We start from the raw sequence: 12676 nt of genomic DNA on the forward strand, positions 1-12676 counted from the left end.
TCCCCATGCCCCGGCCGCCCGGTTTTCCCGAGCAGCGGTCAGTCCATAGGTACGCGCACGCGCGACATGCAAGAACCGTCTGATTTCGGACGAGTAGAGGGCGTGATATACAGCTCAGAGTCGGAACCTGGCTTCAAGGGAGGTGTCTCAATGGGTGAGGCAAAGCGACGTGCGGCGAGCGAGCCTTTCTTCGGCAGGGTTCCAAAGAAAGGGATGGGCCTGGTTATTTCGAACCCGATTGTCCTCTCGAAAGAGGGGGTGACCGCTACCGGTCGCCTCGATCCGGCCGAACTGCGTTTTTCCCTTTTATTCTGGGATCGCCTTATCTGGCCCACTAATCCCTTTATTGGCTTTGGGGATCCCCAAGCTGACGAACTCATCTCAGCGGGAGTGCTCACGAGACCGCGTTACCAACTTAGGAAGGCCGGTCCAGTTAGGGACGTGGACGCGATCGCCGACAGCCAGCTGGGTGCCTACCGAGAGATTTCGGATAGGGAGCCTGGGCTATGGTCGCTAGCGCAAGGTGAACGCTCTTTTCTCGATCTTCGTCGCGCATTCGATATGACGTCTGGTGCGGCTTATACGCTAATGCAGGCAATTCCGGTGCCAGATGAGGCTGTTCCACTCGCAGATATCCTTGAGTTTAAAGCCAAGCGGCGGGATGAACTTCTCGCTTTACGGATCGAACTTGAGCAGTTCTTTGCGACAGTCGAGAAAGCCGGAGACGATGAAACGACTATCCGCGCTGCGGTTGCGGCTATCGAGAAAGCTTGTCTCAATGCGATTGTCGTCAGTCGCGAGACAAAATTTCCGTTCCGCCTCGCTAGCCTGAAGACGTCATATAGCATCGATTGGAATAAGCTCATCGGACCGGTCCTTACAGCGATCGCCGCCAATGGACTTGGTATGCCGACGCTACACTCGGCATTGCTCGGAATTGGAGCCGCACTGACCAACGGTGATCTACTGCTCAAAACCGAGGGGGATGTAGGTCTCCGCGGCGACAGCACGAAGACCCACCCTTACCGCTATGTAAGTTCTTTCACCAATGAACTGTTCAACAAGGTGACTTAAGAGGCCTCGGGCCACCCGATTGGCGCTATCCCTGCGATGAACTCCTCGATCGATGGCGGCGCAGTTTCGCCGGCCTCGACGGCCGCGAGCTGGCCAATCATGTAGGAGAGCGCTGCATCCCGCCACGCAATATAGGCCTTGGCCTCCATTGCCCACTGGGGATTGGCGCTGGCGGTATAAAGCGGAACAGTCAGGCGGCTGTCGTACTGGCGCTCTCGGGCAACAGCATCGAGAAGAGCGTCAAACGCTGCCTTGTAGGCCGCGAGCTGCGCCGCTTTGGCTTCAGCTGCCTTCTGTTCGGCCGTGACGATCTTGGCAGGATCAACCGTCCACATTGGCGGGCTCCTCGTCTTGCATTTCGGGCATAGGCGCCGGCGGAGGATCGAAGGGGATCGCCAGTGGCCCGTCAGGCGGGTTGATCAGCGGCGCCGGAAAGGCGACGGCGGCGGAAGGATCAGCACCATGCGGCAGGATGAGCGTCAGGCGCAGATCGCCGCCGATCCGCTCCACCGGCCCGGTGATCCAGTCGCACGGTACGTCGCCGGCCGGGATCGTCGCCCCGACCGGCAGGCCGGAGAAATCGAAGGCCTCGCCGTTGACGGTGAGGACATCGCCGGCTTTGGTGACTGCAAGCGCGCCGTCGCGACGCTGGGGTGAAATGGAAATGTGCATCAGAACCACCTTCCGAATGCCAAGAGGCTACAGCCCGTTACCTGTGAGTTGGATGCGAAATTGGTGGCGCCAGCGTTGTTGATGCCGATTTGAGCCGAGTTCGAACCCCGACTGGACCAGCTGGCACCGCAGTTCTGAATGGCCACATTCTGAAAACTCGCACCGGACGCAGGCAGCATCACGCCGGCCCAAATGGTGGAGCCTGGAAAGCTCGCGGGAAAGGTCCATGGGAAAGCGAGACGGGATGTCGAGGAATATGTCAGCGTCGCGTCGGTCAACGTGCAAAACTGCGCTCCATCGGCAAACCGTACGTACTCGCCGTTGGCATTGCTGCCGCGCTCGATGATTGCGCCGGTCGGAGCTCCTGACGATTGGGAGACAGTGCCTAAAAGCTGATCAACGGTCATTACCCAAGACTGCCAGGTACCGGAGGCTTTGCGCCTCACATATCGTTGAGCCGTGGCGCCTCGAAAGTAGACCTGCACAGCGGTGTTGGCGTCGTAAGTGATGTGCTGGAGAAAGCCATATTGCGCGACCGGAATGCCAGGCGTCGAACTTGCTGCCCGGTACCATCCCGAATCGGTGATCGCATCGAGGTCGCTTGCAAATGGGGCGTTAGCCTTCAAAGATGCAGGGAGTTGAGCATCAGGAATAGTGCCGAGCGTACCATAAGCGGCGACGCCATTGGCGTCATCGAGAAGTGTCCGCATGAAGGCAGTCACCGTGTCCAGTGTCATCGTGCCAGCGCCAGTGAACCGCGGCACCTTGTCAGCTGCGCCGTTAAGCCCGGCAAACGCCTGAAAATTCCCCGTGCCGCCGAGCAGCTCGATCAGCTGCCGCGCCTGTGCCGTCAGCCGCGAGCCGTCGCCCTGGTAGCGCAGCCGGTAAGCCGCGCCAGCAAGTGCCGCGCCGCGAATGCCGGTCGGGTAAAGCGTGAGAGACGTGTTGGAATTGACGCTCTGGACGATGCCGTGCCAGCCGGGCGCGAAGAACTCGTCGCCCTCGGCAAACCCGGCCGTCAGCCAGGCCGTGCCGACGCCGGTCACAGCCGTGCCGCCGGCCGCGACGCTCACGGTACCGGCGGTATAATCACTCAGCAGAGCCATGGCGCTCCCCGTCGACATTGCGTTCCATCAGCAGCTCGTCGCGTTCAGCGCGGATCGCGTCGCGATCGGCGAGCGCCTGGTCGCGTTCGTTGGTCACGTCGGCGAGCTGCTGGGCAAGCTGCAGGCATCTGGTTTCAAGCAGCGAGCGCACGATCCGCTGCTCGGTGAGGGCGATTTCAGGCCTGATCTGCATGGGGTTCCTCATTGTGGGATGCCAAGGATGAAGTAACGGATGCCGGTGATGTTGAAGGAGCTGTAATCGAACTTCCAGCCGTCGCCCGAGACCCATCGTTCGGCAACAGGATTGCCGTTGTAGGTGTAGAAAGTCGCCTGATTGCCGGTGAGGATGCAGAAACTCGAACCGCCGGCATTGTACCGGGTTGAGTTGTTGTAGTTCTCGATCAGGCGCGCCGACGGCGCCTTTGCACCAGAACCCGCCATACTGTCATTCCCGACCGTCATGTACTTGACGAAGGGAAAGAACCCGGCCCCGTCGAAATTGACCGTGAAGCTTTGTCCCGGGTTATACGAGGCCGGAGGCGTATAATTGGGCTGAGAGGCGACGGCTTGATATCCTTCAGCAAGGATCTGGATTGCGGGCCATCGGCTGTCCAGCACGATATCTGCAAAGTTCGGTGGGTCGGCCGCACCCGGTCGAAGGAACTGGACGACGTCCAGCCCACCCTCCGAGAACTGCCGGAACACATCGTTGCTTCCGGTCGTCGGCCCCAGCTGATTGTTCGAGAGGACCAGATATCTGACGCGGCAGGCGGCGGTCAGATTGTTGATGTAGAGCTTCGTCCCGGCGAACCAGTATTCGCATCGGGTATCGGTAAAGTAGCCGCTGACGGGATATGAGATGACATTGTTCTCATACTGCAGCAGATCGCAGATCGTCGAATTATCGACAGGATAGCCGACCTCGATCTCGGTGATCCCGCTCGGGAGAGCGATATCGCCGGCCTTGATGACCGCGAGCGGTCGGCCGGATGAATCGAACGCCAACTGTGTCGGCGTGGCTGTCCGTACGTCATAGCCTGGCTTTGCCACACGGCAATGCTCCGACGTTATCTCAACCGTGCGAAGGCCAGGGACAAGCGACGGCGTGACGCTGTAGATCAGGGGCACATTGTTCGCGGGAAGACGCCAAACCACCAGATTGATGTCATAGGACGCACCATCGGTCGCATTGAAGGTGCTGTTATAGTAACGGATGCCTTTGCCGAGTGGCGGATTGCCATAGAAGGTTTGCTGGTCGTTGAGCCACCAGCCGTTATTCAGCCAGCCGATCATGGTTCGATAGCCCGCCTCACGGCCGGCGTTGTCTTCACCGCCTTGGGTGAAGACGCGGAAGTTCTCGACATATCGCCCGTCCGACAACCGCTTGTATTTGAGGTCATAGAGCGGCAGGTCATAGGGCAACGCCTCTCCAAAATAGGAGTTGCGGATCATGACGTAGTTGAAGCCGCCAGGCGGATAGGCCTGCTTCTTCTTCTGGTAACTCGAGTTGCCCGCCCCGGCCGGCCAATAGGTATCGGCGTTCGGCGAATACGGGGTCGTGTCGATCGCGGTGATCTTAACATCGGCCGCGAACTTCGAATTATAGAAGAACGAGCTTTTGTTGGCGTCCGGCTCGGTCCTTGGATCAATCGTTCCCTTGGTGATCTTGACGCAAGGGACGCCGACGCTATCGATGCCAATGAAGGTCTTGGTCATGACGACACCACGATCCCGTTCTCGTCAATGATCACCTTGCCGTTGCCGAAATCGATATCGCCTGCCTCGATATGACCGACGTCCAGAACGTTCAGCCGCCAGCGGCCACTGTCGTAAACCAGCGGGTTGATCGGCGCGGCACCAGAGGAAAGGTCACCGAAGAAGAGCTGCTGTGCATCGAGCAGAATGCGCGACGGAAGCGTTGCATGGGTTTCGAGATAAAGCCCGGCCTGCGCCGACCAATCTCCGGTGGAGGTTCTTACCAGCACGGCCCATCGGGAAAACCCGCCGGAGCCGCCGGCCACTGCCGTCGCCCGGACGTTCACCGACGACGACACGTCACCGACCTGAGTTTCAAGGCTGGCGATCTGATCGGCCATAGCTTCGATGTCGTCGCCCTGGCCGTTGACCTGCACCTGCAGGGCAGAGACGGCCGATGCGATCGAGGGCAGGCCGGATGCTGGATCGAAGAGTTCGGCTTCCAGTTCCTCAACACTCAGGGCCAGGGCCTGATCGGCGGACGACAGAGATGCCAGCGACTGCGTGACGCTCGACTGAAAACCGCCGAAGCTTGTCGTCAGGCTGGTGATCGAGCTGGCGAGCGCCGTATCGGCACCCACCAGGACCTGCACCTCACGCGTATATTCCGCAGTGATGTTGTCCCGCGTTGCCGTCAACTGCTCGCGGAGCTTCTGGCGCTCGGCCGCGTTTCCGAGGTCCTGATCGGCGACGATGAGGCCGATCTCCTCCAGCTTTTCGAGGATTTCCCGACGGCCGGAACCGAGCCAGTCCTGGTAATCCTTCAGATCGTCGGCGAGGTTGTCGAAGCCGATCGTGCCGTCATACGGATCGAAATCCAGCCCGGACGTCAGACGGACGTTCGGCGTCATCACGTCGATCCAGTCCGACCACTCAGTCTCCCGTCGGCTGTACGGCACGAACTTGCCGCGCGCCTGGTAGAGCGTCGCCGGCAGGAAGGTGCCGTTGAGGACCCATTCATGCGGGGCGGCATAGGGCGTGGAGTCGCTGTCGAATACCCCGGCGGCCGTCGATTTCAGGCGGACCTGCACCCAGACCTTGGCGACATCGTCCTGGTCCGGCGCGCAGATCACCTTGATCGAGGGACGGCGGGCGTTGCCGTCGGTGTCATAGATTGTCGCCGGGAGCGCCTGCCAGCCATAGAGTGGCTGCGCGGGGGGCGCGATCGGGCCGGTCGGGCCGACGACAGGCGGCAAGAGGATCTCCGGCGGATCGTAGTCGGTCGGGTCGATCTCCTTCAGGAGCAGGCGCTGCAGCAGGCCGGACAGCGAGATCGCCCGTACAACAAGGAATTTCTTGTTGGAATAGGCGTTGCGGTCGCTCGACCAGGAGACGACGTCATTGGGCTCCAGTGCTGACGCATCCGGCGGCAGCACGAATTCGTGGATACGCCAGCGTTGCTCCTCGTCGATCATCGTCGACATCAGGCACTGCACCTGGTCGACGATCGAGACGGCGTCGAAGCGCTCGGCCACAGGAAGCCGCTCGCCGCCGTCTCGGGCAATCAGCGCCTCTGAACTGCGCTCGGGCGCATCTTTGTCGGCCCAGCGCTGTTCCGGCTCCGGATAGACGGCGGTAATCGTGTTGTGGGTGGCGGAGACGGTCGGGAACGGCTCAAAATCCTGATCGCTGGTGACGACGATCTGGGCGTCGGTGAAGCTGTAGACAGCCGCGGCCGGCGCACCGACGAGGATCTTGAGAATGCCGCCCACTTCCGCCAGCCGGGCGGCGCAGCCGAGCCTCAGATCCTCGATCACCTCAAGCGGATCCTGGTCGACAAAGACTTCGAGACCGCCGCGGTATTGCTTACGGCCGGAGAGCAACCGATCGGCTTCATTGAGCGCGGCGATCCAAGATGATGCCGGCAGACGGTGCTGCGCAAAATTCCGCCCGCCATGCACCCAGCGACCGCCATAATAGATGCCGCGGCCGATATTGTAGATCTGCAGCGGCAGATTGTCGGAAGGTTCCCAGGTGGACGGGTCCGTCCAGCGATGTGTGCCGGTGCCGCCATTCGTGGAGTCCTTGCGGAGGTCATAAAGCCGCATCGGCTTTGGCTGGTAGATGCCCTGCGGAAGGCCGGACTTGAAAAGATCCTGGTTGATCCGCGCCGTCAGGATGACCGCCTGGCAACCGCGCCCGATCATCGTCGACTTGAACGGCCGCTCCGCGAGGTTCCCGAACTTGGCGACGAGGAACGGATCGGCGACAGTCTGCGATCCGTCCAGGAACTTGAGCCAGAGATAGTCCGTCCCGCCGGCCCGGTATTCCTGGACCGGATAGCCACGGCCGTCCGCGGCGGGCTGATCCCAAAGGATCGTCACCTCCTTGTCGCCGATCCACGCGCGATCGAGCCCTTGCGGGCCGGCATGGTTCGGCAGGCAGGACAGCTCGATCACGTCGGTGAGGTAGGCGTTCGGCGTCTTGTCGACCTCTCCCCAGGTGCCGGCATAGACACGCCTTCCGGCCGTGGCACGGGTGCCGATCAGGTAGGAGCGTGGCACGGTATCGCCCATCTGGACCGAGAGGGTCACTCCCGATGGACGCAGGTTCTTGCGCGCCTGGCGACGGGCCTGCGCCTGCTGGATCAGGCTCATCCCGAAATTTGCCGCCGCGACGATCGCGATCTTGACGATGCCGGCGACAATGCCGCCGCTCGACAGGAAGGCGCTGAAGGCCGCGATCGCGCCCGAGATCGGATCGGCGCTGGCGCCGGTAGCCGTCAAGAGCAGGAGTGAAAGAGCGACGAAGGCGGCCTTCAACATGGCTTCAACCCACCTTGAAGCACATGGCGGCATCGAGCAGGTCGACGGTGCCGATGCCGGTTTCCGTCAGCACGAATATCCGCTCGCCGTTGACGACGCCAAGCGCATGGCCGACCGGACTGTCGACGGCGATCGCGGCGATGTCGCCGATCTCGGCACGGCTCGGATGGATGACCGGCAGCAGCGTGGCAACCATCTCCCCGAGACTTTGGAACCCATAGGCGCGGAGGACGCGGGCGGCCCCCCGGGCGTCGTCATAACGATCGGGATAATGCCCGCCGAGATCGACGCCCGTCAGCGCGAAGACCAGGCGCACGGCAAGGCCGCGGCCGCAATCGTGGTCGTACCACTTGAACGGCTGCGACTTGATCTCGTCGATCGCCGCTTCATAGCGCCGGCGCCAGTCTGGAAGTCGGGTCAGCATGGCCCATCTAGGGCCGATCGCGCGCGCGTATCAGCCGTCCAGTTTCGGACGGTCAGTCAGTCGCATCGATGTGAAGGATGGCGGCAAGTTAGCGATCGGAACCTGCCGAGGCAAGGCCGCCGCTCAGGCTATTGTCCCCACGACAGCTCCCAGGTCTCCACCACGCCGGCATAGAGGTTCCACTCGTCGCCGTCGCGCAACAGCTGAGCCTCGTAGGATGCCTTTTCCGGATTGGTCCGCCGCAGCATCATCATCATTTCCGAGACGCATTTGAGCGTGGCGCGGCCCTGCTCGCCCACCCGCGGCGTCTTGATCGGCGCGCCATCGACCATGCCGAGGAAGACCGGAAGATCCGGAGCAACGGGCTGCCCGGTTTCCGGCGACAGCACGATTTCGTGGATCTCGACCTGCGCCCGGTGGACGTCATAGGTGCGCAGGAGCAGTTGCACCGCGTCTGCGATCTGCGACAGGTCGATTGTCACGGTCTGTGCCGTCAGATCCGAGACGCGCGGGATATCGCTGACCTTCAGCAGGTTCCCGCCGCCGAGATAGGGTCGCGTCACAGTGACATTGTCGGCGCCGCGGATGACGGTGAGGTTGGCATCGTCGTCGCCGGTCCACAGGCCGACTTCCTCCGGTGCGCCGGTTTCCCGGTTCTTGGCGACGATCCATACGGCCTTGCGGCTCGAAACTCCGGTTGCAGGTACGTTGGCAAGAGCGGCCGTCAGGGCAGAAGGCTGGTTGCGCATCAGCTCGTCCTCTTTTTTTGGAGCACTTTAAAGGCTGCGCCCTCGGTGACCGAGCTGCGGCCGGTGCCCGGATCGTGGCTGCCGGGGGCGACGATGACCGGGCATGCCGGCTTGATCAGCGTGACGACGGCGTTGACTGCAAGCGTCAGCGGCAGCCGCGGGAAAACTGACAGATCGAGATTGCCGAGCGCATTAGCAGCGGCATCGGCGCCGACCTCATGGAAGCGGATCATCGTGCCTTGCGTGATCTGCAGTTTATCGCCGGTGGTCAGCGCGTAATCGGCCGGCAGGCCGGAGACCTGCAGGATGCGGCGGTCGGGATTGACGAGGCGCACCTGGACGATCGACGCGCCGAGGATAGAGCCGTCCGGATCGGCCTGCGGATAGAGCGACAGCGGATCGCAGCACATGAAGGCCTGTCTTGAGCCATCCAGGGAACGGATCAATGCCGCCGCCTGCTTCAGCTCGTCGTGCAGGCCGCGGTCGAGCGTCACGTCGCCGGTCCAGAGCGGATCTGCCAGTTCGGCCGACCAAACGTCGCCGTCGCCATTGCCGGCAAGCTCGTCATTGCGCTGGATCGACCACCTGACCGACGAGATTGGCAGCTTGTCAAAGAGCGCGGCAAGCGAGAGCGGTGCGGCCATCAGCGCCTCCAGGGCTCGGACTGGATCGCGGCGACGCGATCGGGGAGCGCCTGGTCGTAATCGTCAAAAGCAAGCTGGACATATTCCGGCACGTTGTCGGCGATTGCCTTGCGGATGGCCGGCATAATCGTACCGTTCTCGTCGGCCGAGAGACCGAGCAACAGCTTGAGCGTACCCATCCCGCGATCGGCGGCCGCCGCCGACTGGCGCTCTGCCATTCGGGATGACATCAGCGGCGCAACGTCAACGACACCGCCGTCGGCATAGCCGCGGCGTCCGAGACGCATAGCCTCGACAGTTGCCACGCCGCCGGCACGGGCAACGTCACGCTGCGACCAGACGACCTCGCCGGCATGCACGACACCGCGCGGCTCATGGATGCCGCCAGGGCCGGTATAGCCGCCGCGCGCGAACTGCCAGTCATCAAGGCCGAGCGACCACGCGCTCGATGAGGCTGAACCTGACGAGCCGCCGAACAGACTGCTGATCCCGCCGGTAATAAGCCCCAACAATCCGCCACTCGAGCTGCCGCCGGCAGCCGCACTGTTGACCTGGAAAAGGCTGTTCAGCAGATCGTTCACTAGCGTGTCGGAGATCCGCTTCAGGGCGCTCACTCCTGCGTCGCCAAGTGCATCCCAGAAGTCCTTGCCCTGCTGAAGACTACTGGTGAGGGTGCTGGCGAAGTCGCCCGTCAGGTCACGAGCATATTGCAGCTGCAGGTTCGTCCGGATCAGCCCGGCCTCATAGCTGTCGAAATCGACCGGCAGGCCTGCGCCTTTCAGCCGGGCGGCAATCTGCTGGTCCATCGCCGATCGGCCGAGCTGCTCGCGCTCGAACAGCAGATCGGAGGCGAGCTGAGCCTTGGCTGCCTCTTCGGCATACTTCTTGAAGGCCTCGACGCGTGCATTGATCGCCTCAACCTGTTTCGGCGTCAGCGACCGGCCCTTATCCTCGGACTGCTGCAGAAGATCGAGCTTGAAGCGCAGCGCATCAGCAGCAACGCCGGTCTGCCCGGCGAGCTGCGCCTCAAGCTTCATCTGGCCGATGCGGTCGTCGGCCGACTTCAGCAGATCGCGGTAGGCGTTCGAGGCAGCTCGGATAGACTTGTCGGGAGTTTCTCCGAGAATACTCGGCTTGTTACCCGGTATCGGTACGTTCGTCAGATCGCCGTCCGAGTTGATGATGGTTTGGCCTTCGAGACGTGCAAGGGCATTGCGCCTGGCATCTTCGATTTGCCGAATGGCGGCCTCAGTGTTGATGCGAGGGTCATTGAGCGCGTTGTTGAAAGTCCGCTCGATAATCTCGCGATCGCTGAGGGCAGGGGCCGCAATGCCGTTCAGCGTATTGAGGGCATCGGAAAGAGCTTTGACTTGTCCGGCCTGCCTGGCAGCCGCGTTGCCGATCCCGTCGATCGCCCCTACGAGCGGCGTAAGTGCCTGTTGCGCCTCGATGCCGGACGCTGCCGAATTGCGGAGCTCCTTTATGATTTCACGGATGTTTTCAGGCGTGCCGGATTGGTTCTCTATCTGGATAAGCCGTTCCACAAATGCCTGGAGGTCCGGCTTGCCGCTCTTTAGTCCCTGATCGAGCAGGGCGAGAGCGCCGCGCATCTGATCGATCGTATAGGTCGCACCGCCGAAGTCGCGCGGATCGAGGCTCGCAAGATCTTCGCGAGCATCCTTGCCGACGCTCAGGATCGTCTCACGGTATGCCTTGATCCTGTCGAGCGTGTCCTGGCGGACGATCTGGTTGCTTTCGCGGGCATATTCCTGGAGACCTTCGGCAGCCTCACCATAGGCACCTTTGATGCGTCGGATCAGTTCCGCGTGGCCCTCGAGAACCGATTTAGCCTTTTCGGTGCTGCTGCTGAGATCCGCAAAATATTGAACCGCGAACGCTGTCGCACCGACTGCCGCGATCGATAGTAGAGACCAGGGAGAGACCAGCGACATAAAGGCGGCCGCAAGACCGGCAGACTTGTTTTCCAGGCTGTCCAAAACGGCCGCAACCTGCGGGCCTTGCTGCAAGGCGACCGTGTACCACGGCATGAATGGTGCGGTCGTGATCGTGTCCTGAAGCTGGAATGCAAGATTGGCCGACTGGAAACGCTGGTTGTTGCTGTTTGCCGCCGGTGTTTCCAGTAGCGCGCGGCTTCGGCCCTTGATCGCGTCGATCGAGGCAAGCGCTGCCTGGCGCTCGCGCGTCATGGCCGCCGAAAACTCCTCTGTCGAAAGAGCACCCATGGCATGCGCCGTGCGGATCTCGATCTGCGCCTGCTTGTACTGCTGGATGGTCGCGAACAGCGGATTGTATTTGGCCCGAAGCCGGTCGACCGACAAAGCCTCGTCTGCCAGGACGCCGGTCCATCGGCGCGCATTCTCATTGGCCGGTCCATCGTGGATCCCGAGGCTGGCATTGATCAGCTGCTGGATCTTGGTGCGGGTGCGTTCGGCTTCGCTGCCGATCGCGGCAATCCCGGTGACCGCCTTGTTCGAACCGCCCGCGTTGACAGTCTTCTCGACCGAAGTGGCGACGTTGTCGATCTTCGGCACGCCCTTTTCGGCTTCCGCGCCGATCGCCGCGACGGCCTGCCGGGCATCGGCGCTGCCGCTCTTGGCCCCGGAGGAATCGATGTTGACGCCGATCGAGATGCGATAGGGAGAGGCTGCCATCAGTCGGCCTCATTCAGGACCGGAAGCGCTGCGGCCTCCATGACGCGGAGGTCGGCGAAGACCTCTGTATCAGCGTCGATCGAATCGAGGACGAGCTTGCAGGCGACGTAATCAAGCCCGAACCACACCAGCCCTGCCATGCCGGCCGCGACGCGCCACTGGGTCTGGCATTCGAGGAAAGCCATCAGTGAATCCCAGTTTGCCGGCATGATCTCCATCTCATCGTCTTGCTTCGGGCGGGCGGCAAATTGAACGCCCATCCTTTGAAACTGCTCCCGAACCTTGTCGGGCACCCCCACGGGCTTCGTTCGATCGCGACGGCCGGAGCGGATCCGCGCCCAGCGCTCCGCCGCCGCTTTCAGTTTTTTAGGCGCGCCCGGTCCTGGCTGATCGCTTCTTCGTAGGCGTTCAGCAGCCCCATCTTCACTCGTTCGATCGCGTAGAGTGCTCGAAACGTGGCGTCCGTGAACGGGATCGGCTTGTCCCCGTCATCGGCGTCGACGATCTTGCTCCAGCCGCGGACCACATCCTGGACGGCGGCCTTGTCATGCTCCTCCAGTTCCGCCTGGATCAGCTTCAGCTCGTCGAGGCCGAGCGGCTCCTCGACACCATCTTCACCGACAGTCTTGCGGTCCATCTTCTTCAGTATGGCGAGGCGGGCATCGCGGGACGCCTGGATGCGTTCCGGCGGAAGGATTGCGAAGGTCACCTCGAATTCGCGCAGAATGTGCTTGCCGGGCTTTGCGGGGTCGGGCTCCATGACCTTGACGGGCCACGGAAAGGTCAGTTCGGAAAACAGCTTGAAGGTCATTTCA

The 12676-nt window shown here is 62.0% G+C and carries 13 protein-coding genes; 1 reads left to right on the forward strand and 12 read right to left on the reverse strand.

Annotation, left to right across the window (positions count from 1 at the left end; all coding sequences use genetic code 11):
* The first annotated feature begins 150 nt into the window (after nt 1-150).
* The gene (locus J2046_RS14745; protein ID WP_210052956.1) at nt 151-1074 is read left to right on the forward strand and encodes a DUF6236 family protein; all 924 of its coding nucleotides are present in this window, start codon (nt 151-153) and stop codon (nt 1072-1074) included.
* Here the strand turns inward: J2046_RS14745 and J2046_RS14750 are convergent.
* From J2046_RS14750 to J2046_RS14805, 12 genes are all read right to left on the reverse strand, one after another.
* Nucleotides 1071-1409, reverse strand: a complete 339-nt coding sequence (locus J2046_RS14750) for a hypothetical protein (RefSeq protein ID WP_210052958.1) — start codon at nt 1407-1409, stop codon at nt 1071-1073. The two genes, J2046_RS14745 and J2046_RS14750, sit on opposite strands and share 4 nt — an antisense overlap.
* Nucleotides 1396-1746 (reverse strand): hypothetical protein, encoded by a 351-nt coding sequence (locus tag J2046_RS14755; protein ID WP_210052960.1) that lies wholly within the window; start codon nt 1744-1746, stop codon nt 1396-1398. Before J2046_RS14755 ends, J2046_RS14750 begins: the two co-directional genes overlap by 14 nt.
* Nucleotides 1746-2852: a pyocin knob domain-containing protein gene (locus J2046_RS14760; protein WP_210052962.1), complete on the reverse strand. Its 1107-nt coding sequence runs from the start codon at nt 2850-2852 to the stop codon at nt 1746-1748. The genes J2046_RS14755 and J2046_RS14760 overlap by 1 nt, the downstream gene beginning before the upstream one ends.
* The gene (locus J2046_RS14765) at nt 2836-3045 is read right to left on the reverse strand and encodes a hypothetical protein (protein ID WP_210052964.1); all 210 of its coding nucleotides are present in this window, start codon (nt 3043-3045) and stop codon (nt 2836-2838) included. Before J2046_RS14765 ends, J2046_RS14760 begins: the two co-directional genes overlap by 17 nt.
* 8 nt (nt 3046-3053) lie before the next feature.
* Complete coding sequence (locus J2046_RS14770; protein WP_210052966.1) at nt 3054-4568, reverse strand: hypothetical protein; 1515 nt, start codon at nt 4566-4568, stop codon at nt 3054-3056.
* Nucleotides 4565-7372: a phage tail protein gene (locus J2046_RS14775; RefSeq protein ID WP_210052968.1), complete on the reverse strand. Its 2808-nt coding sequence runs from the start codon at nt 7370-7372 to the stop codon at nt 4565-4567. Before J2046_RS14775 ends, J2046_RS14770 begins: the two co-directional genes overlap by 4 nt.
* Before the next feature lie 4 nt (nt 7373-7376).
* The gene (locus J2046_RS14780) at nt 7377-7796 is read right to left on the reverse strand and encodes a DUF6950 family protein (RefSeq protein ID WP_210052970.1); all 420 of its coding nucleotides are present in this window, start codon (nt 7794-7796) and stop codon (nt 7377-7379) included.
* A 128-nt stretch (nt 7797-7924) separates the two neighbouring features.
* The gene (locus tag J2046_RS14785) at nt 7925-8545 is read right to left on the reverse strand and encodes a hypothetical protein (protein ID WP_210052972.1); all 621 of its coding nucleotides are present in this window, start codon (nt 8543-8545) and stop codon (nt 7925-7927) included.
* On the reverse strand, nt 8545-9189 hold the full coding sequence (locus tag J2046_RS14790) for a hypothetical protein (protein WP_210052974.1): 645 nt from the start codon (nt 9187-9189) through the stop codon (nt 8545-8547). Before J2046_RS14790 ends, J2046_RS14785 begins: the two co-directional genes overlap by 1 nt.
* Nucleotides 9189-11861 carry a hypothetical protein gene (locus tag J2046_RS14795; RefSeq protein ID WP_210052976.1) on the reverse strand — a complete coding sequence of 891 codons (2673 nt, stop codon included), beginning with the start codon at nt 11859-11861 and terminating at the stop codon, nt 9189-9191. Before J2046_RS14795 ends, J2046_RS14790 begins: the two co-directional genes overlap by 1 nt.
* Complete coding sequence (locus tag J2046_RS14800; RefSeq protein WP_210052978.1) at nt 11861-12121, reverse strand: DUF1799 domain-containing protein; 261 nt, start codon at nt 12119-12121, stop codon at nt 11861-11863. Before J2046_RS14800 ends, J2046_RS14795 begins: the two co-directional genes overlap by 1 nt.
* 98 nt (nt 12122-12219) lie before the next feature.
* On the reverse strand, nt 12220-12672 hold the full coding sequence (locus J2046_RS14805) for a hypothetical protein (RefSeq protein WP_210052979.1): 453 nt from the start codon (nt 12670-12672) through the stop codon (nt 12220-12222).
* Between the last annotated feature and the right edge of the window lie 4 nt (nt 12673-12676).

Origin of the sequence: Neorhizobium petrolearium, from assembly GCF_017873175.1 — a bacterium.
GTDB classification, from domain to species: domain Bacteria; phylum Pseudomonadota; class Alphaproteobacteria; order Rhizobiales; family Rhizobiaceae; genus Neorhizobium; species Neorhizobium petrolearium.